This window comes from Cystobacter fuscus DSM 2262 (genome assembly GCF_000335475.2).
Taxonomy (GTDB): domain Bacteria; phylum Myxococcota; class Myxococcia; order Myxococcales; family Myxococcaceae; genus Cystobacter; species Cystobacter fuscus.
In genome coordinates this window covers 277,867-301,864 of record NZ_ANAH02000014.1, presented here as the reverse complement: position 1 = coordinate 301,864, position 23,998 = coordinate 277,867, and the positions used below count along the sequence as shown (strand labels likewise).

The 23,998-nt window shown below is 68.4% G+C and carries 14 protein-coding genes; 3 read left to right on the top strand and 11 right to left on the bottom strand.

Annotated features, from left to right (window positions below; all coding sequences use genetic code 11):
- Window positions 1-13: 13 nt before the first annotated feature.
- From D187_RS25080 to D187_RS50290, 5 genes are all read right to left on the bottom strand, one after another.
- Window positions 14-1,480, bottom strand: a complete 1,467-nt coding sequence (locus D187_RS25080) for a M16 family metallopeptidase (RefSeq protein WP_002621753.1) — start codon at window positions 1,478-1,480, stop codon at window positions 14-16.
- Window positions 1,477-2,877 carry a M16 family metallopeptidase gene (locus tag D187_RS25075; RefSeq protein WP_002621751.1) on the bottom strand — a complete coding sequence of 467 codons (1,401 nt, stop codon included), beginning with the start codon at window positions 2,875-2,877 and terminating at the stop codon, window positions 1,477-1,479. Before D187_RS25075 ends, D187_RS25080 begins: the two co-directional genes overlap by 4 nt.
- Window positions 2,878-2,920: 43 nt before the next feature.
- A complete protein-coding gene (gene mhpA / locus D187_RS25070) occupies window positions 2,921-4,567 on the bottom strand; it encodes a bifunctional 3-(3-hydroxy-phenyl)propionate/3-hydroxycinnamic acid hydroxylase MhpA (protein WP_020918257.1) in 1,647 nt (548 codons plus the stop codon).
- Window positions 4,568-4,732: 165 nt separating this feature from the next.
- Window positions 4,733-5,476, bottom strand: coding sequence for an Imm52 family immunity protein (locus tag D187_RS59270; RefSeq protein ID WP_043431502.1), 744 nt, complete (start codon window positions 5,474-5,476; stop codon window positions 4,733-4,735).
- A gap of 8 nt (window positions 5,477-5,484) precedes the next feature.
- Window positions 5,485-6,996 carry a Tox-REase-5 domain-containing protein gene (locus D187_RS50290; protein ID WP_155893559.1) on the bottom strand — a complete coding sequence of 504 codons (1,512 nt, stop codon included), beginning with the start codon at window positions 6,994-6,996 and terminating at the stop codon, window positions 5,485-5,487.
- A gap of 219 nt (window positions 6,997-7,215) precedes the next feature.
- Here D187_RS50290 and D187_RS25055 point away from each other — a divergent pair, with 219 nt between their 5' ends.
- The 3 genes from D187_RS25055 (at window position 7,216) to D187_RS25045 (ending at window position 13,005) form a co-directional block, all read left to right on the top strand.
- Window positions 7,216-9,141: a fibronectin type III domain-containing protein gene (locus D187_RS25055; RefSeq protein WP_002621740.1), complete on the top strand. Its 1,926-nt coding sequence runs from the start codon at window positions 7,216-7,218 to the stop codon at window positions 9,139-9,141.
- Between the two features lie 60 nt (window positions 9,142-9,201).
- Window positions 9,202-11,034 carry a fibronectin type III domain-containing protein gene (locus D187_RS25050; RefSeq protein ID WP_002621739.1) on the top strand — a complete coding sequence of 611 codons (1,833 nt, stop codon included), beginning with the start codon at window positions 9,202-9,204 and terminating at the stop codon, window positions 11,032-11,034.
- Window positions 11,035-11,154: 120 nt separating this feature from the next.
- Entirely contained in the window at window positions 11,155-13,005 is a 1,851-nt protein-coding gene (locus tag D187_RS25045) for an Ig-like domain-containing protein (protein ID WP_020918256.1), read from the top strand.
- A 67-nt stretch (window positions 13,006-13,072) separates the two neighbouring features.
- Here D187_RS25045 and D187_RS25040 read toward each other — a convergent pair whose 3' ends face one another.
- The 6 genes from D187_RS25040 to D187_RS25015 form a co-directional block, all read right to left on the bottom strand.
- Window positions 13,073-13,636, bottom strand: a complete 564-nt coding sequence (locus D187_RS25040) for an RNA polymerase sigma factor (protein WP_002621733.1) — start codon at window positions 13,634-13,636, stop codon at window positions 13,073-13,075.
- Window positions 13,637-13,797: 161 nt separating this feature from the next.
- Window positions 13,798-15,570 (bottom strand): glycosyl hydrolase family 18 protein, encoded by a 1,773-nt coding sequence (locus D187_RS25035; protein ID WP_002621732.1) that lies wholly within the window; start codon window positions 15,568-15,570, stop codon window positions 13,798-13,800.
- A gap of 203 nt (window positions 15,571-15,773) precedes the next feature.
- Window positions 15,774-18,494 carry a beta-N-acetylhexosaminidase gene (locus D187_RS25030; RefSeq protein ID WP_043431377.1) on the bottom strand — a complete coding sequence of 907 codons (2,721 nt, stop codon included), beginning with the start codon at window positions 18,492-18,494 and terminating at the stop codon, window positions 15,774-15,776.
- Between the two features lie 129 nt (window positions 18,495-18,623).
- A complete protein-coding gene (gene nagE / locus D187_RS25025; protein ID WP_002621728.1) occupies window positions 18,624-20,369 on the bottom strand; it encodes an N-acetylglucosamine-specific PTS transporter subunit IIBC in 1,746 nt (581 codons plus the stop codon).
- Between the two features lie 31 nt (window positions 20,370-20,400).
- Window positions 20,401-22,977: a phosphoenolpyruvate--protein phosphotransferase gene (gene ptsP / locus D187_RS25020; RefSeq protein WP_002621727.1), complete on the bottom strand. Its 2,577-nt coding sequence runs from the start codon at window positions 22,975-22,977 to the stop codon at window positions 20,401-20,403.
- A complete protein-coding gene (locus D187_RS25015; RefSeq protein WP_002621723.1) occupies window positions 22,965-23,927 on the bottom strand; it encodes an N-acetylmuramic acid 6-phosphate etherase in 963 nt (320 codons plus the stop codon). The genes ptsP and D187_RS25015 overlap by 13 nt, the downstream gene beginning before the upstream one ends.
- Window positions 23,928-23,998 lie beyond the last annotated feature (71 nt).

Genomic DNA, 23,998 nt, shown 5'->3' with positions numbered 1-23,998 from the left:
CGCCCCACCCGCCTCAGCGGCCCGCCGCCTGGCGAGGAGCGAAGAAGGGATCGCTCAGGCGCATCTCGGTGACGGGGCCGTACTTGCGCGCCGTCTCGCGGATGTCCGCGGCCTTGCCGATGAGCACCAGGGTGAGATCCTCCGAGGCGGGTACCACCCGCTGGAGCGCGGCGAGCACGCGCGTCGGCTCCGCGCTGGACACCCGGGTGGCGAAGTCGTCCACGTCCCGCGCGTCCAGGCCGTAGAAGGCGAGCTCGGAGAACTTCGTGGCCAGTTGCAGGCTCGTCTCCAGGGTGGGCGGGAACTGGCCCAGCATGTACTCCTGGGTGGAGGCGAGCGTGGCCGCGTCCATGCCCCGCTGGCGGTAGCCGGTGAGCACCTCCAGGAGGAGATCCAGGGCCTGGGCGGTGGACTCCGTCTTCGTGTACGAGGACACGGCGAAGACGCCCGGCTGCGTGGCGGTGACCACCGCGGAGCCCGCGCCGTAGGTGAGGCCGGATTTGATTCGCAGCGCGGTGTTGAGCAGCGAGGTGAAACGGCCCCCGAGCGCCGTGTTGGCCAGGGTCACGTCCACGAGCGAGGGATCCGTGCGCGAGATGCCGGTGTTGCCCACCCAGAAGTACGTCTGCGTGGCGTCGGGCTTGTCCACCAGCAGCACGCGCCGCCCCTTCAGGGGCTGGGTGGGAGGCGCCACGGGAGCCGGAGAGGCCGCGCGGGCCCAGCCCCCCAACGCCTTCTCGAGCCGCGACGCGAGCTGCTTCGCGTCGAAGTCCCCCACCACGGAGAGGATGAGCCGATCGCCGCCCAGGTGCGCCCGGGCATAGGCCAGCACGTCCTCGCGCTGGAGCGGAGCCAGGGACGACTCACTGCCCCCCAGGGGCCGCCCATACGGGTGCGCGCCGAAGTGGAAGGCCTGGAAGTAGGTGCCGATGAGGCCCCGCAGATCTCCATCCTTCTCCGCGGCGAGCTCCGACACCATGCGCGCACGCGTCTTCTCCAGCTCGACCGGATCGAACCGGGGCCGCTGGAGCAGGTCCGCGAGCAGCTCCACCATGAGCGCGGTGTCGCGCGACATGAACTGCCCCATCACGTCGAGCGACTCGCGGCCCGGGAACACCGAGAGCGAGCCCCCCACGCTGTCCACCGCCTCGGCGAACTGGCGGGCATCACGCGCGCCGGCGCCCTTCTGGAGCAGCTCGGCGGTGAGCGCGGCCAAGCCCTCCTTGCCCTCGGGATCTCCCAGGGCGCCGCCGCGCAGCCGCGCGGTGAAGGACACGAGCGGCACGTCGTGGGTCTCCACCAACTGCACCAGGGCGCCGTTCTTCAGCGTCAGCACCCGGGCCTTCGGCAGCTTCACCGAGTCTCGCGCCGCGTCGCGCTGGACCGTCTGGGGCTTGGGTGCGGCCACCGGGGGCTGCTGGGCTCCCGCCATGGACGCCGTGAGTCCCCACACGAGCGCCGTCTTCGTCCACGCCTTCATCGCGCCGCCTCCTGCTTCTGCTCCGCCTCGCTCGAGGCCGTCTCGGGCACCAGCACGCCCACCGTGCGGTTGTCCCGGCCGAACACCTTGGCGGCCACCTGCCGCACCTGCTCGCGCGTCACCGCCTCGTAGCGCTCGGGCGCGCGGAACAGCTCCTTCCAATCGCCGTGGAACACCTCGTAGGTGCCCAGCGCCTGGGCCCGGCCGCTGTTGGTCTCCAGGTAGCGCCAGAAGTCCGCCACGGCGATGTTCTTGGCCTTGCGCAGCTCCGCGTCGGTGACCTGCGTGGTGCCCACCCGGGCGAGCTCCTCGTCGAGCAGCGCCTCCACCCGGGCCGGATCTCCACCCGGGGGCAAGTCCACGAACACCCAGGTCAACGACGGGTCGAACCCCGCGCCCCGGGAGCCCTGCACGCGGATGGCCACCCGCTCCTCCTCCACCAGCCGCCGGTGCAACCGCGAGGAATCCCCCTCGGTGAGGATGCGCACCAGGAGATCCAACGCGGGGGCATCCGCGTCACGGCCGCGCAGACCGTGGAAGGCCATGTGCACGAGGGGCGCTTGCGCGAGCTTGCGCACCACCACCCGGCGCTCGCCCTGCTGCACGGGCTCCACGGTGTGCACGGGCTCGGGCGCGGGCTGGGCGGGGATGGGCTCGAGGTACTTCTCCGCCAGGGCGAAGATGTCCGCGGGCGTCACCGCGCCCACGACGAGCAGGGTGGCGTTGTTGGGCGCGTAGTAGGTGCGGAAGTAGCGCTCCAGGTCGCCCTGCGTCCACCCCTCGATGTCCGAGGGCCAGCCGATGACGGGAATCTGGTAGGGGTGCGCCACGAAGGCGGTGGCCTGCACCTGCTCCATGAGCAGACCAGAGTTGTCGTTGTCCACGCTGGAGCGCCGCTCGGAGTAGACGACGCCCCGCTCGCTCTCCACCACCTTGGGATCGATCGACAGACTCGAGAGCCGGTCCGCCTCCAGATCGAAGATGGTCTCCAGCGCCGAGCGCGGAAACCAGTCCTGGTACACGGTGACGTCCTCGGAGGTGTAGGCGTTGTTGCGGCCGCCATGCGCCTCCATGACCCGATCGAACTCACCGGGCCCGTACTTCTTCGCGCCGTTGAACATCATGTGCTCGAAGAAATGGGACAGGCCGGTGATGCCGGGCCGCTCGTTGCGGCTGCCCACACGGAACCAGTTGTAGAGCGAGACACTGGGATTGGCGGGCACGGGCCAGACGATGACCTTCAGGCCATTCTTCAGCGTCCGCTCCTGGATTCGCGCCCCCACCTTCGCCGCGGGGGTGGTGGCCGCCGTCCCTGCCGCCGCGGCCCGCCCCTGCGCACACGCCGACGTCCCGGCGAGCAGGACCAACCCCGTGATGTACAACTTCTGTCTGAGCATCCGCTCTCCCTTGAGTCAGTCGAACTTCCCGCGCCCCACGCCCTCACACCGCCGAGGAGCTGGCTCCCGACAGGGGCGCGGGCAGGGGCTCCACGAAACGCAACGGCCCATGCACCCGTCGGCGCAGGGCCGAGGCCAACCAGGCCAGGTGCGTGCCCCGGACCGCGCCGAAGAGGTAGCGGTCGGGGCGCAGCACGGCGATCTCCACCTGGTGCTGCTGGAACCACGCCTCGAGCGCGCCGTCGCTGTCCACCACCTCGCCCGGCCGGGCCTTGCTGGAGCGCGGCGCGCGGAAGCGCAGACACCGGGCGCCCAGGCTGTCGGCGAGCACCTGCGCGGCTCGCACCGAGGCCTCCTGGGTGTCCGGGTGGACGAGCACCGCGAAGCCCGGGCCGAGCAGCTCATCGAGCAGCACCCGGCCACCGGGGCCCTCCACCCAGGGCTGGGGAAAGTACGTCCCCTCGGGCGCGTTCCGATGGCCCCGGGACTCGCCCAGGATGAAGCCCCGGGGGATGAGGGGCCGGGGCTTGAACTCGAGGTTGCGGATGAAGCGTTGGACGCGCGGGATGCGGTCGATCGCCTGGAAGACCCGATCGCGCAGGAAGGCGAGCGGACGGCTGCCGGTGAGCACGAGCCGGCCCATGTTCACGCTGGCCTGGAGCATGGCCTCGGCGTGGGGGCGGCGCTCCAGCTCATAGGTGTCCAGGAGCGACTCGTCGGCCTGGCCGTGGAGGACGGCGGCGAGCTTCCAGGAGAGGTTGGCGGCATCGCGCAGGCCGGAGCACAACCCCTGGCCGAGCACGGGCGGCATGAGGTGGGCGGCATCGCCGAGCAGGAACATCCGGCCGTCACGCCAGCGCGAGGCCACGCGGCGGTTGAAGATGTAGGGGGCGGCGCGCAGGACGGTGACGCGATCCGGATCCACGTACGGGGAGATGAACTCGCGGATGCGCTCGGGCCGGATCATGTCCTCGGCCTTCTCGTCCTCGCGGATCATGTACTCCACGCGCAGCTCGTTGCCGGCGCACCGGGTGACGAAGACATGGCGGTGGGGGTCGCACACCATGCGGCACACGGCCGGGGGCTCCTCGGGCAGCAGGAGGGAGACGGCCACCATGCCCTCGTCATAGGTGGAACCCACCATGTCGATGCCGGCCAGACGTCGCAGGGTGCTGCGCCCCCCGTCACACGCGAGGAGGTAGCGGGCACGCACGGTGTGCTCGGTGCCGTGGCGCACATCCCGGACGGTGACCGTGAGACCTTGAGCGTCCTGGGTGTAGGCTTCCACCTGCTGGCCGAGCCGCAGCTCCACGTGGGGGAAGCGCGCCACGCCCTGACGCAGCACGCGCTCGACATAGGGCTGGCTGAAGAAGCGCAGGGCCGGGTAGCCGTTGCCGAAGTCCGTCTCCTGGATGCCGAGCCGGGCGAAGAGCTCGCCCGAGGCCCCCACGAGTTCCACCTCGGGGCAGGTGTACATGTGGGCATCCATGACCTCGGCGAAGCCGGCGGACTGGTAGATGCGCAGGGCCTCGTCGTCACAGGTGATGGCGCGGGGCTGGCCATGGTGGGCGAGCTCGCGATCGAGCACGAGCGTGCGGATCCCATGCAGTCCCAGGAGGTTGGCCGTCAGGGCGCCCACCGGACCGCAGCCGGAGATGAGCACGTCTGTTTCTTGTACCGATGGCATCATGGAAGTCTCGACATTGCTGCCCCGGCAGCCCGGGAGTGCGGCGCCGGCAATGTAGCGGATGCGAGGCGTCCCACCACGTTCGATGTGCGGGGCCTACCTCCCTGACACACCGGCGGCGGGTGGGCCGGTGACCCGGAGTGGACAGAAGGGGAGGCACGCCTCCCATCATTCCTCACCGGTCACGGGGTCCGGACGTCGGATGAGACCGGCGCGGTCGAGCAGTTCGCGAACACGAGAGGTGAAGGCGACGTGCTCGGGGTTGCTCGCGCTCATGGGCTCGGGGGACAGGACGAGGAGCCAGCCGAGAGTCCCCACCGGCTCGATGCGCACGGGGGCGGGCAGTGGCGGCACCGTGCCCAGCCGGCGCGACAGATACGTCAACCAGCCCAACCGCACTTCACCTCTGCGCTTCTGGACAAGGTCCACCATCTCCGAAGAGCTGACCATGGCGAAGTCAGGGTCCCACGCGGTGGCCACGCTGGTGAGCACCTCGGCCAGCAGTGGGGCACACAGGATCCGCTCGCGCAGTGGGCTCACCTCTGGCGGTCTGAACAAGCACGAATTCACCGCTCCTGAGGAGTAAGCACCACAACGCATTTCAATGCGGGTTCGCTCCTTGTTCTTCGCGTTCCAGACGTACTCCCTGAAGCCAAACTCCTTGATGACCTCCTTGCCAACGTCCGTGCGGAGCATTCCGCGCAGGAATAGTTGCTCCCACTCCTGCACATCCATTCGGACAGGGTGGCCAGGAAGCGTGCGAGGGGCGCCCCCTCCCCCTCTGTACCACTGGGTGAACGTCGGATCACACCGCGCCAGCATGTGAAAGAAGAGGTCCGCACGCCGGGCACACTCCAGCGCCGTCTCCTTCCGAGGTCCCCAATACGCCCCTGCGTAGAACCGCTCGTACATGCAACCCCTCACTGCGTCGGTGGTGTATGGCGGACTTCGATGTTTTCCAGACCATTGTCTATGAAGACCCTTCGGAGAAACTTCGCGAATTCCGCCTCGGCCACGTGCCACACCAGCGGCAGCTTCAGCGTCTTGGCGAGCTGAGACTGCTTTTCAGCCTGTTCCATCAGCCCCTTGAACCCCTTTCCGCCTTCGAACCAAGGCTGGGCTGTACCATCCTTCATGAGGAAATTCTTGTAGCTTGCCCCCTTGGCCTCGAGCAGTTCCTTGCCGTTGAAGCCGTCGAACTCCATCTTCCCCACCATGTACACGTACCAGGCGGGCCGTCCCGTCACCTGCTCTTGGTAATCCAGGGCCTGCTTGGACTCGATGGTGGGTTTCTTGTACGTCCACTTGCCGGGCCCCTTCGCCGCAACCGTCTGGGCGGGCTTCCCCACCTTGGCGCTCGCGCCACCGGTGCGTCCCGGGCGTTTTGCCGCCATGTGGAGGATGGAGAGGGCGCCCAGGTCCATTCCCGCAGTGGAGGTCACCATTCCTCCCGCCACCACGGCGCCGCTCAGCACCAGCTCGCCCCGGGCCGAGAGCGACAGCACCGGCAGTTCCGCCCCCAGTCCGCCCATGCGCCCCAGGGAGGCCTCCGCGCCCCCGAGCATCATGATGACGTGCGTGGACAGGCGCGCCGCCTCACGGATCTGATCCTCCCAGGACATGGCGCCGTAGTGCGCGAAGTATTCCGGCGACGCGGCGATGAGGCTCGCCACCGTGCCAGGCAGTTGCGTCAGGTCCTCCAAGGTGCGGATGGGGTGCAGGATGGACTGGGCGAGCGCCACCGCCATCTCCCCCACGGCATCCTGGGCCCCGTCGAGCGCGGCACTGAGCGGGTCTCTCCCCAGGCCCAACTCGCTCAGGGGCAGGCCATCCCCACGCCGCAGTGCGTCGTTCACCGCATAGAAGACTCCCCCGCGCGAGAAGTAGAAGTCGCCCACCGCGAGCGCACCCACCCTCCACTCGCCCCCTACGAGTCGGAGTGGGCCCATGCGCTGAAGGGGCTCTCCGGTGAGCGCGGCCACCAGGTAGCCGTCCGGACGAACCATCACCAGGAGCCAGAAGCGCTCGGTCCGCCACTTCAGGTCGGCGTACTCCACGCGCTCGCCGCCCTCGAGCACCTCGCGCAGCAACCAGAACAGCACTCGACGTGGGGCGAAGCTCCGGTGCGTCACCGGCGTCCTGGCCAGTCCGCGCAGGAGCTGGCGGGCCTGCTCCAGGTAGAGCGCCGCGCCCGCTGGGTGCCGGAACTCTTCCCCGAGGCCACTGGCCTCCTGTACCGCCTGGAATGCGTCCACCACCTCCTCGGGGAAACCGCCCGCGCCTCCTCGATCCTCCACGGGCGCGGAAGGAGACGAATGGCGGCCGACACCACGTCCCAGGCTCCCGCGCGGATGACCCGTGGCACACCCTTCGAGAAGCACCCCCACGACCAGGGCCAGGAGCACTGCACCGACCTGACGGCGAATGGACAAGTCGCACCTCCTCCGTTGCCTGGATTGGAAACAGACACCGAGAGTGTGGCCTGGGGACTGGAGCACGAGGAAGTCCTCCTGCGTTCAAAACAGCACGGCCTCCACTTTCCGTGGAGAATCCGAATAACGGGTTGACCCGAAAAAATGAGTCCCACGCTCTTCCTGGTACTCGCTCCGGTCCGCTGCGTCCGGAGCCCCCATTCCAAAGGAGAGCCGAAGATGTCCGTCCACCCGTGGAAGGCCCCGCGATGGCTGCGAGTGCTACCTTGTCTCGCCCTGGCGACCTCCGCCTGCCAACCGGATGGGAGCGCCGAAGCGGAGGGCACCAGCACGGCCCTCGCGGCCCTGGAGAGCTGCACTGGCGTGTCCGAGTGGAATGCCAGCACCATCTATCCGCCGGGCAGCCGGGTCGTTTACAAGGCCAACCTGTACGAGGCCCTCGTCTCCATCTGGTCCGCGGACCCCGTCCTCGGCACCGCGAGCGGTTGGTACAAGCTCATCGGCCCGTGCACCACCAGCGGCGGTGACACCCTTCCGCCCACCCAGGTGACGGGCTTGAAGGCCACGAGCACGACCAGCACCCAGATCTCCCTCGCCTGGAACGCGGCGTCCGACAACGTCGGGGTCACCGGCTACCTCGTGTTCCGCAATGGCACCCAGGTCGGTACGGCGACCAGCACCTCCTATACGGACGGCGGCCTCTCCCCGTCGACGCAGTACAGCTACACCGTCAAGGCCAAGGACAACGCGGGCAACCTGTCCACGGTGAGCAGCACGCTCGTGGCCAGCACCGCGCCCGGGACGACGGAGCCCCCGCCTCCCACTGGCTCATGGCACCCGAGCTATCTGGCGCTCGGCACCGTCTACGAGCCCTTCACGGGCACCGACCGGTTCTTCACCAAGGTCAATCCGCTCTTCCCCGCCGGCAAGCGCCTCGACTACGGCTACCTGTACCTCAACGGTGGCTCGCAGATCTCCGAGTGGCATGACCGCGCCGTGCGCCTTGCGAACAAGAGCAAGGAACAGGGCATGACGCCCATCTACGTGGTGTATGGGATTGGTGGAAACACCGACAGCCCCGCGGCCGTCTGGGGCAACCTGCAGAGCGCCGCCTTCCTCACGACGTACTTCAAGGGTCTGCGTGACGTGGGCCAGACCGCGACGGGCATCATCGGAACGGGCCGCATCGGCTACGTCATCGAGCCCGATACCCTCGGCTACATCCAGCAGCAGTACGGGCCGCAATATGGCAATGACCCCGCGCAGATGCCCGCGGCGACCTACGCCGTGTACGACTCGGGCGTGCTCCAGCGGGGCGTGGATCCCACCTTCCCCAACACCCTGACCGGCCTCGTCCAGAGCATCAACTACACCCTGCGCAAGTACACCCCCAAGGCCTTCCTCGGCTGGCAGCTCAACCTCTGGGCCGCTCCCGGCGCTCCGAGCACCGGCATCGTTCACGCGACCGAGGTGTATGGGCTCGAGGCGGGCAAGACGCGCATCCAGGAGAACGCGCGCGCCAACGCGGGCTTCGCCCTGAAGGCGGGCGTGAAGTACGGAAACGCCGAGTTCATCTCCATCGACAAGTATGGCCTGGATGGGGCCGGGGCGGCGGGCGCCAATCCCAATGATCCGGCGACCTCACTGTGGTTCTGGAACGCGGACCTCTGGAACAACTACCTCCTGTTCGTGCGGACCCTGAAGGAGACCCTGTCCCTGCCCGTGGTGCTCTGGCAGGTGCCCGCCGGACACATCAACGGCACCCTGCAGAGCAGCCCCACCGCGTACAACGCCTCGGGCACGTTCCCGCTCCTGTCCAACGCCGTGCAGCAGTATGAGGAGTCCGCCGCTCCCTATTTCTTCGGAGATCGGATCACGCTCTCGGGCAACCGGCTGGCCTGGTTCTCCAAGAACCTGTGGGGCGATCCCAAGGTCTCGGTGAGCGGCAGCACGGTGACGTGGGGCTCGCACATTCCCGAGGCGGCCAACGCGGGAGTCGTCGCCATCCTCATGGGCGCCGGAGTCGGAGTGAGCACGCGCGCCATTCCCCAGCCGGGGAGCTACCCGGAGGATCAGCCCACCGAGGGCTACTACTGGATCAGCCGCGTCCAGGACTACTACCGCGCTCCGGTCACCCTGCCCTAGCGCCTCTCCTTCCCTTCACCCTCCACCCCTCACCTCTCATCTACCCAGAAGGAATCATCCATGTATTCGTCGAGTCGAATCCGCGGGTCCGGACCGGGAAGCTTCATCCTGGCCGCCGCCATGGCGCTGCTGGTTGGCCTGTCCCCCACCCTCGCCGCCGCCGCGGCACGCGGTGAGTGGGCCCCCAACGTCGGCTACGCGCAGGGCGACAGCGTCACCTACAGCGGCAAGGGTTATGACTGCCGCCAGGCCCACACGTCGCTGGTCGGCTGGGAGCCGCCCAACGTCCCCGCGCTGTGGTTGGAGGGGAGCAGCGTCCCCACCGATACCCAGGCGCCGACGGCGCCCTCGAGCCTGCGCTCCACCGCCACGAGCAGCACCAGCGTGTCCCTGGCGTGGAATGGCTCGACGGACAACGTGGCCGTCACCGGCTACGAGGTGTCCTTCAGCGGCGGCGGCGTGTCCGGGCTCGCCAACAGCACCACGACGAGCGCCACCGTGTCCGGCCTCCAGGCCAACACCACGTATACCTTCACCGTGAAGGCCCGGGACGCGGCCGGCAACCGCTCGGCGGCGAGCGCGGCGTTCAGCGTGACCACGCCCCCCAACGTCGCCGACAACCAGGCGCCGACGGCCCCTTCGAGCCTGCGCTCCACCTCCACGGGCAGCGACAGCGTGTCCCTGGCGTGGAATGGCTCGACGGACAACGTGGCCGTCACCGGCTACGAGGTGTTCACCGGCTCCTCCACGACCGCGTCCGCCACCAGCACCACGACGAGCGCCACCGTGTCCGGCCTCAAGGCCAACACCACGTATACCTTCAGCGTGAAGGCCCGCGACGCGGCCGGCAACCGCTCGACGGCGAGCAACAGCATCTCGGTGACGACGACCAACACGCCCCCCGTGAGCAGCGGCAAGGTCATCGTCGGCTACTGGCACAACTTCGACAACGGCTCGACCAACATCCGCCTGCGTGACATCTCGCCCAAGTTCAACGTCATCCAGGTCGCCTTCGCCGAGCCGGTGGGCGGCCCCTCCACGGGCAACATGGCGTTCTCGCCCTACAACGCGACGGTCGCGGACTTCAAGGCGGACATCGCCTACCTGAAGAGCCAGGGCAAGAAGGTCCTCATCTCCCTGGGCGGGGCCAACGGCACGGTGGATCTGGCCACCTCCACCGCGCAGCAGAACTTCGTCACCACCATGCAGTCCATCATCGACACGTATGGCTTCGATGGCATGGACATCGACCTGGAGGGCAGCTCGCTGTCCCTCAACGGCGGGGACACCGACTTCCGCAACCCGACCACGCCGAAGATCACCCACCTCATCGCCGGCGTCCGGCAGCTCCTCAGCCGCTACGGCTCCAGCTTCCTGCTCACGATGGCGCCCGAGACGGCCTACGTGCAGGGCGGCTACTCCGCCTACGGCGGCCCGTGGGGCGCCTACCTGCCGGTCATCTACGCGTTCCGTGACCGGCTGACGTACCTGCACGTGCAGCATTACAACACCGGCACCGTGACGGCGCTGGATGGCCGCGCGTATGCCCAGGGCACCGCGGACTTCCACGTGGCCATGGCCGAGATGCTCCTGCAGGGCTTCCCGGTCGGCGGCAACGCGAGCAACATCTTCCCGGCGCTCCGCCCGGATCAGGTGGTGATTGGCCTGCCCTCCTCGCCCCAGGCCGCTGGTGGCGGTTACACCACACCCGCCAACGTGCAGAAGGCGCTCGGCTACCTCATCAAGGGCCAGTCGTTCGGCGGCAGCTACGTGCTGCGCAAGTCCTCGGGCTACCCCGACTTCAAGGGCCTGATGACCTGGTCCATCAACTGGGACAAGTTCACCAACTACGAGTTCTCCAACAGCCACCGCGCCTACCTGGACAGCTTGTAATCGGCGTTCCGCCAGGGATCTCTGGCGGCCCGGAACATGGAGACGGATTGACCCGAAAGGGCGGGTTTCAACCTCTCTAGAGATTGTCTGTCTTCATGTTCCCGTGGTCCCGGAGGTCTCATGCGTCGGTCGTCGAAATTCGTCGTTCCTGGCCTGTTGAGTCTGTTCACCGCATGTCAGGGGGTTGAGCCGGAGCTGCCCGCGTCGGCTCATTCCCAGGTGTCCGAGCTGGCGGCCACCGCCACGGGGTTGACCGCCACGGTGTCCACCACCGCGAGCTGGGACGGTGGATTCAGCGGCGTGGCCACCATCAAGAACACCACGAGCAGCCCCATCACCGAGTGGGCACTCACCGTGAAGTTCAACGGCGCCGCCGGCGTCAGCGGCTCGCCCTGGGGCGCGGGCGGCTCGGCCACCAAGAACAGCGATGGCTCGTGGACCCTGCTGCCCAACAGCTGGGGCGGCAACGTCGTGCCCGCCAATGGCAGCGTGACCGTGTCCTTCGATGGCACCGGGAGCTACAGCGGCGTGGCCAGCTGCTCCATCAATGGCTATGCGTGCTCGGGCAGCACCACGCCCTCGGACAAGACGCCCCCCACGGTGAGCCTGACGGCCACCCCCACCCAGATCATGAGCCCGGGCGACGTGAGCCTCACCGCGTCCGCCAGTGACAACGTGGGCGTGAGCCGGGTCGAGTTCTACAAGAACGGCACCCTCTTCAGCACCGACAGCAGCAGCCCCTTCACCGCGTCGGATGCCTTCAGCTCCAGCGCCCAGAATGGCACCTACAGCTACACCGCCAAGGCCTATGACGCGGCGGGCAACACCGCCACCTCGAGCGGCGTGACTGTCCAGGCCAACCTGCCGAACATCTACCCTCCTCCGCCTCCTCCCGGCGGGCGCATGTACATCGGGTACGCCAGCTCGTGGAACACGAGCATCAATGACCTGACGACGGCGAACATCCCCAGCTACTACACCCACCTGAACCTCTCCTTCGTCCGGCCCGACATGGCGTACACCAAGGGCTCGTACGAGTTCGATCAGGCGGTGGCGGGCTTCGAGTTCGCCGAGGGCGCCACGACGAACAGCGGGCAGAAGAAGTTCACGCGCGAGCAGGCCCAGACGCTCATCAACAACATCCAGGCGCTGCGCACCCGCGGCACCCAGGTGTGGATCTCCGTCGGCGGCTGGAGCTACAGCCAGGGGGACCAGTGGTCGCGCTTCAACGCGGGGCACGTGGTGGACCTGGCGCAAGACCTGGGCGCCAGCGGCATCGACATCGACTGGGAGTCGAGCGGCAGCAGCTGCAACAAGCTGACGGCGGACCAGTTCAGCTGCAGCAAGGACGGGGAGATCGCCAACATCATCACCACCCTGCACAACACCATCCGCGGCCGCGGGCTGAACCTGGGCATCTCCATCGCGGGCTGGTCCACGGGCGCCTACTACGTGAAGGGCACCCCCTTCGAGGAGGGCAAGGTGCAGTGGGGTTCGCCCTTCGGCGGAACGATGTACAGCGTGGTGAAGAACCACGGCTCCAAGCTGAGCCACATCAACCTCATGTCCTACGACGGGGGCGACTACTACGACCCCCGCGAGGGCTATGAGTCGTACCGGGCCATCTACGGCGGCCCCATCGCCATGGGCCTGGAGATCGCTCCCGAGGGCGCGGGCGGCGCGACGTTGAAGCTCAACGCCGAGCCCGGCACGGTGTACGACGCCGAGATGCTCACCGGACAGAACAACATGGCGACGAAGTATTACAACGTCGAGACGCTCGCCACGTACATGAAGAACAAGGGCAAGGCGACGGACGGAATGATGGTGTGGCAGATCTGGAAGGAGCGGGTCCACATGCCTGCTCCCGCCGGTGCGGCGTCGGTGAACGCCACGGGCCAGAAGGTCTGCCAGATCCTCGGCATCACCAGCAACTGCAACCAGAGCATCCCCAGCCTGCCGAAGTACTAGGAAGCGGGCTCCCCGGGTACGTGGGTGGTTGACGCGTACCCGCTGGGACGTCTACCGGTGGAGCCCGTCAGGGAAGAACCTGTTCGTGGCCCACCTGGCGGAACAGCAGCTCCCGAAGGTGCGCCTTGCCCAGGCGGAGACGACTGCGGACGGTTTCGAAGGGAACCTCCAGCTCCTCCGCCATCTCCGGCACGCTCATCCCCATCACGTGGTGCAGCACCAGGGCCCGCCGCTGCTCCTCGGAGAGCTTGTCCAGCAGCTTCTCCATCCGGCGCCGCAGGATGCAGTCCTCGGGCGGCGCGTCGTCGGCCAGCAGCGGAGCCGAGTCGTCCTCCTCGTCCTGCTTCAGCCGCGTGCGCTCGACACGCGCGCGCTTCGAGGCGGCGAAGGTCACCCGCCCCACCACGCGGTCCGCCCAGGACGCGAAGGCGCCCTCGCCCCGGTAGGACGGCAGCCCCCGCAGGATGGCGATCAACGCGTCCTGGGTGATGTCATCCACGTCGGAGTCCGCCCGGACCGAGTAACGCACCAGGTTGCGCACCCGGGGCAGCAGCTGCGCCACCAGGGCCTCGGCGTCTTCTCGCCGTCCTTCCATCACCGCGCGGAGGCGAGGCTCCTCCACATGGACCATCACCGGACGACGACCAGGGACATTGGCTCTCATCATTTGCATGGCGGGAACAGGACGGTGGGGGGTGGGGGTCTTGAACTGAAAACCTACGACGAAGGCCGGTGAGGGCATTCATCCCCCCACCGGCCAGTGACAGACATTCAAGGGAGCGCGAGGCGCTCCTACTTCAGCTTCTGGTACAGCGTGTCGAGCAGCGTGCCGTCATCCGAGCTCAGCTCCCAGGCCATCGCGCCGCCCAACCCCTTGCTCAGGATGTAGTCCGCCTTGGCCGACATGGACTGCGCGTCGTCGTAGGCGATCCAGATCTTCGTGTTGGGGTTGTAGACGTAGGCCTCCTTGGCCTCCGCGTGGAAGTACTTGGTGTAGCCGTTCTTGCCCTCGTACTTGTTCTTGATGTCCTTGAAGTCGAACACGCCCGTCGGCCCGGAGGTGCCATCATCCCAGGTGCCCACGGTCGGGGTGCCGCTCTGGAAGAGGCCGTTGTTCGTGGAGGGCACGTTGCCCCAGCCGCGGCCGTAGAAGGGCACGCCCACGACGATCTTGTTGGCCGGCACGCCCAGCTCGAGCATCTTCGCCACGGAGCCATCGGTGTAGAAGCCGGAGCTCGCCGCGGGGTCACCCGTGACGCGGTTGAGCGCGGACTGGAAGTTCGTCGAGCTCTCGAAGGCCCCGTGGTAGTCGTAGGACATGACGTTGATCCAGTCGAGCACGTTGGCCAGGTTCTTCGTCTCCTGCTTGTTGGCGAGCAGGTCCGGCGAGGCGCCCGAGGCGATCGTGAGCAGGTACGACTTGCCCGTCTGCGAGGAGACGGCGTTGAGCTGGTTGCGGAACTCCTGCATCAGCAGCGTGTAGTTCTGCTTGTCCGCGGGGCTGGTGATGTTGCCGGGCAACCCGCCGCCCACCGGGTACTCCCAGTCGATGTCGATACCGTCGAAGACGCCCGCGCCGTTGGCCGCGTCGACCCCGGGGAACTGGCCCTTGATGTACAGGTCCACGCAGGACTTCACGAAGGCCGAGCGGGAGGCCGAGGTGGCCGCCACCTTGGAGAAGTACGTGGACCAGCTCCAGCCACCCACGGAGATGAGCAGCTTGAGGTTGGGGTAGCTCTTCTTCATCTCCTTGAAGGCGCGGAAGTTGCCGCGCAGCTGGCCGGGGTCCCACTCGTTCGGGTAGCCGCCGCCCTTGTCGATGTCGGCGTAGGAGTCACCGAGGATGCACTTGCCGTCCGCGGAGATGTTGGAGAAGGCGTAGTTGAGGTGCGTCAGCTTGCCGGCGGGGACCTGGGACGGCTGGTAGTTGCGGCCGTAGATGCCCCACGCGGTGAAGTAGGCCACGATGCGCTTGCCGCCAGGAGGAGGGGGCGGCGTGGTGCCGATCGCCACGGTGACGGTGACGGTCTGGGTGCCCACGTTGCCCGCGGCGTCATAGGCCTTCACCGTATAGGTGTACGTGCCATTCTGGCCCGAGGCGAAGGTGCGGCTGTAGGTCTTGCTCGAGGAGACCACGGCGCCGTTCTGGAGGATCTCCACCTTCGTCACGCCCACGTTGTCCGTGGCGGTGGCCGTCAGGTTCAGCGTGCCCGCGGCCGTGAAGTACGTGGAGCTGGCGCTCAGGCTCGTCGTGGGGGCCGTCGTGTCGCCGCCCGTCGGGGGAGGATCGGTGGGACCCGTGGAGACCGCCAGCCAGAGCGCCGGGACCGCCGGGGGCTCCCAGCCCAGCAGCGAGGTATGGGCCTGACGGCACTCATAGGAGCTGCCACCGTAGGAGACCCGCGCGCCCTGCGCGTAGGCCACACCCGGCGCCCAGGCCGGATCCGCGAGCGGGGCCTTCATCACACTGCCGACGCCCCCCTCCACCGCCGACGACACTTCCGAACCACATCCCGCGGACAGCGCGGAAAAGACCAGACCCACGGCCCATTTGTTGAGACGCATGTTCGAACTCCTGGTTGCTTGGAATGAAGCGGGGCGAAGCGCGCGTCCACCGCGCGCTCGCGATGCCCCGCGCCGGAATCGCGCGGGTTCATCTTGATAGAGTGGGCATTCTATAAATCCGGGTCAACACGTCCAAAACCCAGATTCATTTTTTTCTCACTCTTCCCAGTCCAGCAGTTCTGTCGGGTCTGGATATTCGATTGTTACTTCAGCGTGGCGACGCGGCTCGTGCGGCCGTCGCTCGCGCGGGCCCGGACGGAAACCGCGCCCGAGACGGCGACGGGCTCCTTGTATTCCTTCCAGGTGGCGCCCGCGTCCGTGGAGTACTCGATGACCAGGCCGGGAAAGAGAACGTTTGCATTCAGCTTTCCGTCGATGAGCTTCGCGCCCGGCAGCGGGATGCGGTAGTTCACGCCCACGCGGCTCGGAAACTCCGAGCGCAGGTCCACCGCGCGGTAGCCGTCCAGACGCGGCAGTACGAACTGGCCCAGACTGTTGGTGAAGTGGGCCCAGAGGGCGGGCATCTCACTCACGTCGGGGAGCTCCGGGTTCCAGGCCCGCTCGGCCACGCCGAGCATCTTCGGGAACGCGAAGTACTCCAGGAGGGCGGGGCTCTTCTGGTTCTCGGCCCAGAGCAGGCCGTGCATGCCGAGGATGTTCTTCTTGCCCTCGGCCGTCAGGCGAACCTTGTCCTTCCAGGTCGACGCGTCGAGGGCGTTACCCATCCGGTCCTGGGTGGCGATGGCGTAGACGTCGAAGGGCCGGTACTCGAACGTCTTCTTCGTGTCGACGAAGTTGGCCCAGTAGTAGCCGGGCTCGTCCGGATCCTTGTTGTACGCCAGGTCCAGGTAGAGGTTGGTCGAGTGGGAGAGGATGACCTTGTAGCCCTGGTTGGCGAACTTGTAGGCATCATCCTCGCGGCCCCAGCCCCACACGTTGCTCCAGGGCATGGGGAGGAAGCCGGGGAGATCCTGACCGTTGTGGATGATGTCATCCCAGCCCGTCATCTGCGTGCCGCCCGTGGTGGCGATGATGCCCTGCCACTTCTTGAAGAAGTGGTTGAAGAGCTGGATGTCGGTCAGCTCGCGCGTCTCGGGGTTCTGCTTGCACAGCGGCGAGCCCTGCCACCACACGTGACCGTTGTTCAAGGAGGGCAGCTCGTCACCGCCGCCGTGGATGGCGTAGAGCGGGGCGCCCACCGCGTCGAAGCGCGCCTTGATCTCCTGGACGACCTTGGTCAGGAAGGCATACGACGTGTCCAGGCAGGGGTTGATGAAGTTGTCCGTGTACATCTGGACGCTCTCGTGCTTGGACGTGTCCGCCGGGTCCACCAGCCGGTAGGCGGCGGCCTGCGCGGGGTCCGAGTCCTTGAGCTTGCGGTAGCGGTACTCCATGGCCTTCACGGCGGCGCGCGAGTGGCCGGGGACGTCGACCTCGGGGATCACGTCGATGTGCCGCTCCTTGGCATAGACGAGGATCTCCTCGAAGTCCTTGACCGTGTAGTACCCGCTGCCCTTGCCCAGGAAGTTGACCGTCTCGGGAATGTAGCCCTGCGGGGCGTCCTTCACCGGATCCGCGTTGGAGGGCGCGGGCGGCTTGAGCGAGATGCGATCGCCCTCGGCGAGATCGTTGGACGAGCCAAACCCGGAGTGGAGCATCTCCTCCTCGGTCGGGTCGAAGCCGCGGCGGGAGCCGTAGCTCGTCAGCTCCGGGATGCCCGGGATTTCCAGGCGCCACCCCTCGTCATCGGTCAGGTGGAAGTGGAACTTGTTGATCTTGTAGTGCGCCAGCACGTCCAGCAGCCGCTTGACGGTGTCCTTCGTCTGGAAGTGACGCCCCACGTCCAAAGCCATACCGCGGTAGGTGAAGCCCGGAGCATCGGCGATGTGCACCCCGGGCAGGATGATCTCCTGGGGACGCGCGCCCTTCTTCGCGGCGGTATAGACCTCCGTGGGGATGAGCTGCCGGAGCGTCTGGATGCCATAGAAGACCCCCGCGGCGTCCTTGCCGCGAATGGTCACCGAGCCATCCTTCACGTCGAGCTCATAGCCCTCGGCCGTGGCCAGGTCGGGCTTGAACTCCAGGCGGATCTGCTCGCCGCCCCCCGTCGCCCGCGAGGTGATGTTCGCCGCCAGCACGTCCTTCAGCGCGGCGGCCAGGTAGGAGGCCTCGTCCTTCAACCCCTCGACGAAGCCGATGGCGAGGTCGCCCTTGAGCGACACCTGACCTGCGACCGCCTCGATGGTGCGAGGAGCGGGCAGCAGCCGCGCCTTGAGGTCCAGCGTCTGGCGGGCCGGGTTCTCGTCGTAGCGCAGCCCGGGCGTCTGCACGGGCATCACGTCGCCCTCGAAGCGCGTGGTCTGCTTCGGGTCGTTCGCGTCCAGCTTGACCGTCAAGGGGACGGCGAACGCGGTCTTGTCGGAGAACTTCTCCCCGGTGAAGACGATGTGGAAGCCCGCCGGCGCGTCCGTCTTGAGGATGGCCCAATCACTGGCGAGCACGTCGATCGCGCGCCGCTCGCCCGGGGCGATGGGCTTGAAGTCCGGGAGGGGCTCGATGACGTAGTAGTCGCCACTGGCCGGCTTGGAGATCTTCACCCCCTGCTTCGCGAGGGCCTGCACGCCCGTCGCGTCACCCTCGCCCTCGTTCAGGATGCGCCGCACGAAGTTGAAGTAGAGCTTCCAGCCCTGGTTGCCCAGCTCACCGGGGCCCTTGTTCTCCAGGGTGAAGGTGGAGCGGAAGAACTTCCAGCTTCCCACCGAGTTGTCCGTGGGCTCCCACTCCACCGCGAGCGCGGCCGGAACCTTCGTGGTCGGCTCCGTGGGGGGAGGGTTGCCCGGCCCAGGCGCCGGCGGATCATTGGGGTCGGTGCATCCCGAAGAGAGAATCGCCATGAGAGGAAGAGACGTCAGCAAACGTTTCATGTTGCCTCCGAAAGGAAAACCCACCCGTGGGTGGTACTCGAGACAGCCCTCCCCCTACCCCGGGGAAATGGCTGGCGCCAATTTCCCCAGGACACCTGGACGGAGTGCTGTGAAAGAAGGGGCCGTGCGTCAGCGCAGCAGCGCACGCAGCTCATCGGCCACGCGTTCCGCCGTGGGTCCGATGATCACCTGGATGGAACCCGCGGAGGGCTTGGCCACCCCCCGCGTTCCGAGCCCCTTCAGGGCCGTGTCGTTGACGCGCTGATCATCGACGACGATCAGCCGCAGGCGGGTGGAGCAGCAGCCCACCTCACGCACGTTGGAGGCCCCTCCCAACGCCTGGAGCACCCCCCGGGCCAGCACCTGTTCGGCGCTGCCGGAAACCGGGGCGCCCTCCCGGGCACCGCCGCCGCGCAGGACCTCCTGAATCTCGGAGGAGACCTGATCCGCTTGCGGCCCGATGATGACCTGGACGCTGCCGGGCGACGGACGGATGACGCCTCGCGAGCCAAGCGACTTGAGCGCCGGCTCGTCGATGCGAGCGTTGTCCGCCACGGTCAAGCGCAACCGCGTGGTGCAGGCGTCGACGGTCTGGATGTTGCTCGCGCCGCCCAGCGCCTTGAGCCAGGCCTCGCCCCGGGTCAGGGCGGGAGCCGACAAGCCGCCATCGAGGGAGGCGGCGCCAGCGGCCGGAGCCGGAGCCTCGTCCTCCCGGCCCAGGGTCTTCAGGTCGAAGCGCGAGATGCAGACGCTGAACAGCCCGTAGTAGAGGGCGAAGTACGCCGCACCCACCGGCAGGAGCAGCCAGGGCTGGGTGGACTGCTTGAAGTTGAGCACGTAGTCGAACAGACCCGCCGAGAAGCCGAAGCCGAGCTTCACCCCCAGGATGTCCATGGCCACGAGCGCCACGCCCGTGAGCACCGCGTGCAGCAGGTACAGCGGCGGCGCGAGGAACATGAAGGCGAACTCGATGGGCTCGGTGACGCCGGTGAGGAAGGACGTCAGCGCCATGGACGTGAGCAGGCCGCCCACCTTGGCCCGGTTGTGCGCGGGCGCCGCCCGGTACATGGCCAGACACGCCGCGGGCAGGCCGAACATCATCACCGGGAAGAAGCCCGTCATCATCGCGCCCGCGGTGGGATCACCCGCGAAGAAGCGCTTCAGGTCTCCCGTCACGCCGTTGTAGTCGCCCAGGAGGAACCAGGCGACGTTGTTGAGGATGTGGTGCAGGCCCGTGACGAGCAGCAGGCGGTTGAAGAAGCCATACAGGAACAGCCCGAACCGGCCCGCGCTGAACACCGAGCGGGTCACCGCGTCCAGAGCGCCCTCGATCACCGGCCAGCCAAACCCGAACACCAGCGCGAGCACCAGACAGGCCAGGCCCGTGATGATGGGGATGAAGCGGCGCCCGCCGAAGAACGCCAGGTACTCCGGCAGCTTGATGTCCTTGTAGCGGTTGTACAGCATGCCCGCGAACAGGCCGGACAGGATGCCGGCCGGCATGCTGATCTTCGACTCCAGGCGCGCCTTGTAGCCCGACACCGCCAGGTCCCGGGCCGCTCCCACCAGCCCCTCGAGCACCGCCGGAGGCACCTGGACGAGCGCCTTCGTGCCCTCGATGGTGATGAAGAAGCCGACGGCGCCCGCGAGCCCCGCCGCGCCATGGTTCTCCCGGGCGAAGCCCACCGCCACACCCACCGCGAACAGCAGGCCGAGGTGGTCGAAGATGGCGCCGCCGGCGGCCGCCATGAAGCTGATACCCAGCAGGTCTGGCTGTCCCAGACGCAGCAGGAGTCCCGCGATGGGCAGCACCGCAATGGGCAACATCAGGGCGCGCCCTAGCTGTTGGACTCCCGCGAACTTGTTGCTCACCATGCTTCTCTCTCCGTTGAGGCAATGCGACCGGTCACAGGCCCGGCCAGGTATTCGTCACGAGGGCACGCACTTCGTCACCGCTCTCCAGCTCCAGGGCCTTGCGCGCGACTTCCGCGCACGCGGAGAGCGACAGGGTGCGGATGAGGGCCTTGTGACTGGGAATCACCGAGGGAGCCACCGACAGCTCGGTGACACCCAGGCCGATGAGCAGGGGCGCCGCGCGCGCGTCCGACGCGATGCCGCCGCACACCGCCACCGGGCGGGAGTGCTTGCGCGCGCCCTCCACCGTCTGCGCCACCAGCCGCAGCACGCCCGGGTGCAGGCCGTCGAGCTGCGCCGCCACGTGCGGATTGCCCCGGTCCATGGCGAGCCCGTACTGCGTCAGGTCATTGGTGCCGATGGAGAGGAAGTCCGCCTCGGCCGCCAGGCGCTCGGAGAGCACCGCGGCCACGGGCACCTCGATCATCGCGCCGAGCTGCACCGGCGTGGAGACCCCCAGCGCCCGGCGCTCGTCCTCCAGCATGGCGCGCACCGCGCGCAGCTCGTGCGCGGAGGTGACCATGGGCACCAGCACGCGGCAGACGCCCTCGGGCTTCACCCGGAGGATGGCGCGCAGCTGGGTGCGCAGCAGCTCGGGGTAGCGCAGCGACACGCGCACGCCGCGCAGGCCGAGCACCGGGTTCTCCTCGCGCGGCAGGGGCAGGTAGGCCAGGGGCTTGTCACCGCCCACGTCGAGCGTGCGGATGACGAGCGGCCTGCCGGCCAGGGCCGTGGCGATCGTCTGGTACTGCGCGGTCTGCTCGGCCTCGCTCGGCGCGGTGGTGCGCTCCAGGAAGAGGAACTCGCTGCGCAGGAGTCCGCACCCCTCGGCGCCCTGGCCAGCGGCGGCCGCCGCGTCACCGGGACGCCCGAGGTTGGCGAAGACCTCGATGCGGGCGCCATCCAGCGTGTGGCACCCCTCGTGCGCCTGGGCCAGGTAGGCCTCGCGGCGGGTGGCCCGCTCGGCGAGCGCCCTCAGGGTGGCCTCCTGCTGGGCGGCGCTGGGGTGGACCTGGACCTCGCCCCGGTCTCCGTTGACGATCAGCGTCGCGCCCGTGGGAATGCGCAGGGCCGCGTCGCCCGCGGCCACCACCGCCGGAATGCCCAGCCCCGCGGCCAGGATGGCCACGTGCGAGGTGGGGCCGCCCTTCGCGGTGCAGAGGGCCGCCAGCCGGCCCGCCGGCACCTCCGCCAGGTCCGAGGGCAGCAGCTCATCGGCGACGAGGATGGCGTTGGAGGGCAGCTCGGTGGGAACGCGCGAGCCGTTCTTGCCCGTCAGCAAGGCGATGACGCGCCGGCCGATGTCGCGCAGGTCCCCGCCACGCTCCGCCAGCAGCTCGTTCTCCAGCTCCTGCAGCATCCCCACGTGCAGCTCGGTCGCCGAGCGCCACGCCCACTCGGCGCTGTGTCCGGCCGACAGGGAGCGGCCCGCGGCATCATTGAGTTCGGGGTCGTCGAGCAACTCGAGGTGCGCGCGGAAGATCTCCGTGTGCGCCCCGTCCGCCGTGGACCGCTCGATCATCAGCTCGATCTCGTGGCGCACGCCCGCGAGCGCATCGGAGAGGCGGCGCTGCTCCTCCGCGAGGCCCCGGCCCCGCTGGTTGAGCTCCACCTGATCCTCGAGCACCCGGATGGCGATGCCCACCGCGACGCCCGGAGCGGCCGACGTGCCCTGGAACAGGGCCGGACGGTCGGACGGGAAGAAGGACGCCGCGGCGGACGCGGACGCGGTCACGGGCGCCTCGACGGGCGCGGAGGACTCGGCGATGGGCTGGAGGGTGTCACCCAACCCGCTGGTCACCAGGTCCACCAGGGCCTGGACGCGCTGCTCGGCCTGCGCTCCCTCGACGGAGATCGTCAACGTGTCGCCATGGCGGGCGCCCAGGCTCATCAGCCCCACGACGCTCTTGCCATTGACGGTGCGCTCGCCACACGCCACGCGCACCACGCCCGGGTGCATCGTGGCGTGACGGCTGAACACGGCGGCGGGACGGGCATGCAGACCATGGGGGATGAGCAGCCGCACCCGCCGCGCGGACGAGTCTCCCGCCACCTCGGCCACCGGTTGCGCCGTGCCCCCCTCGACCTCCAGCAGGGGCTCGCCCACCGCCACCGCGCGATCCTCCACCTTCTGCTTGACCGTGTGCGTGTCCCCGTTGACCACCACCATCACCGTCAACAGGCTGCGCGCCTTGCGGGCCACCAGGTCCATGTCGAAGCCGATGAGCGGCTCGCCCACCTGCACCCGCTGCCCCTCCTGGACGTGGGCGATGAAGCCCTCGCCGCGCAGGTTCACGGTGTCGATACCGATGTGCAGGAGCACTTCCGCGCCCGTCCCCGTGCGCAGCGTGCAGGCGTGACGCGAAGCGTGCACCGACACCACGACGCCCTCGCACGGGGCGCGCAGCTCGGACGAGGTCGGGTCGACCGCGATGCCATCTCCCACCATGCGCTGGGCGAAGGCGGGGTCCGGAACCTCTTCCAACGGGGTCGCCCAACCGGCGATCGGCGCGACGAGTTTCAACGAGGACAAGGCTTGTGTCTCCACGGGTGAGCTCAGCGAGGACATGGTTCGCCCTTCTCCTTGGATGCGCTCTCCAGAGCGGCGCGCAGGTTACCCCCCGAGCGAACGAGGGCGTGATCGGCATCGGCCGGGGACAGGCCCGCGAGCCCGAGGACGGCGCGGGGGATGTCTCCGTGGCGGGCGAGCGCGTCCGCGGCGGCGGGCTCGCCGACTCCGGCGATACGGGAAATGATGGTGACGCAGCGCTGGCGCAGCTTCGCGTTGTCCGGCCGCACATTGCACATCATGTTGTCGAAGACGAGGCCCAGGCCCGTCATGACGGCCGTGGAGAAGAGGTTGAGCACCACCTTCTGGGCCGTTCCCGCGCCCAGCCGGGTGGAGCCGGCGATCACCTCCGCCCCCGTGTGCACGACCACCGCGTGCTCCGCGGCGGCCACCAGCGGCGAGCCCTCCACGCTGGCGATGGCCACCGTCAGGGCGCCCCGGCGCCGGGCCTCTTCCACCACGCCCACGGTGAAGGCGCTGCCGCCACTGGCGGAGACCCCCAGCACCACGTCCGCCGGACCGGGGTGCAGCTCCGCCACCCGGGCGCGGCCCGTGCCCGCGTCGTCCTCGGCCCCCGCGTCCAGGCCCCGCGCGAGATCCAACCCGCCGGCCAGCAGGACCGAGAGCCGGGTCGACGGCCAGCCAAACGTTCCGGGCAGCTCCAGCGCATCCAGCGCCGCGAGCGCACCCGCCGAGCCAGCTCCCGCGTAGATCAACCGTCCCTGGGTGCCCGCCAGCCGCTCCCGGGCCGCGTCCACGGCCCGTCCCAACGCGGGCAGCGCGGGCAGGCAGGCGGCCATCGCCCGCGACTGACCGCTCCACAGCGTCTCGAGCACCTCCGCGGTCCCCCAACCATCCAGCCCCTGGAATCGCCGGGCCGCCGCTTCCGTCTCCTTCATCAACGTGGCCTCCCCCGGATCAACTGGTATTAGATTGGACTGCTGCACCATACCAGCACGATTCCTGATTTCAACGTCGAAGTTGCCATTTCGGCAGGCGAGCAAGCTCGACACAGGTGGAT

Bases quoted from the DNA above. Each gene is read 5' to 3' on its own strand.
- D187_RS25080 (WP_002621753.1), bottom strand. From the start codon at position 1,480: ATGAAGGCGTGGACGAAGACGGCGCTCGTGTGGGGACTCACGGCGTCC.
- D187_RS25075 (WP_002621751.1), bottom strand. From the start codon at position 2,877: ATGCTCAGACAGAAGTTGTACATCACGGGGTTGGTCCTGCTCGCCGGG.
- mhpA (WP_020918257.1), bottom strand. From the start codon at position 4,567: ATGATGCCATCGGTACAAGAAACAGACGTGCTCATCTCCGGCTGCGGT.
- D187_RS59270 (WP_043431502.1), bottom strand. From the start codon at position 5,476: ATGTACGAGCGGTTCTACGCAGGGGCGTATTGGGGACCTCGGAAGGAG.
- D187_RS25055 (WP_002621740.1), top strand. From the start codon at position 7,216: ATGTCCGTCCACCCGTGGAAGGCCCCGCGATGGCTGCGAGTGCTACCT.
- D187_RS25050 (WP_002621739.1), top strand. From the start codon at position 9,202: ATGTATTCGTCGAGTCGAATCCGCGGGTCCGGACCGGGAAGCTTCATC.
- D187_RS25045 (WP_020918256.1), top strand. From the start codon at position 11,155: ATGCGTCGGTCGTCGAAATTCGTCGTTCCTGGCCTGTTGAGTCTGTTC.
- D187_RS25040 (WP_002621733.1), bottom strand. From the start codon at position 13,636: ATGGTCCATGTGGAGGAGCCTCGCCTCCGCGCGGTGATGGAAGGACGG.
- D187_RS25035 (WP_002621732.1), bottom strand. From the start codon at position 15,570: ATGCGTCTCAACAAATGGGCCGTGGGTCTGGTCTTTTCCGCGCTGTCC.
- D187_RS25030 (WP_043431377.1), bottom strand. From the start codon at position 18,494: ATGAAACGTTTGCTGACGTCTCTTCCTCTCATGGCGATTCTCTCTTCG.
- nagE (WP_002621728.1), bottom strand. From the start codon at position 20,369: ATGGTGAGCAACAAGTTCGCGGGAGTCCAACAGCTAGGGCGCGCCCTG.
- ptsP (WP_002621727.1), bottom strand. From the start codon at position 22,977: ATGTCCTCGCTGAGCTCACCCGTGGAGACACAAGCCTTGTCCTCGTTG.
- D187_RS25015 (WP_002621723.1), bottom strand. From the start codon at position 23,927: ATGGTGCAGCAGTCCAATCTAATACCAGTTGATCCGGGGGAGGCCACG.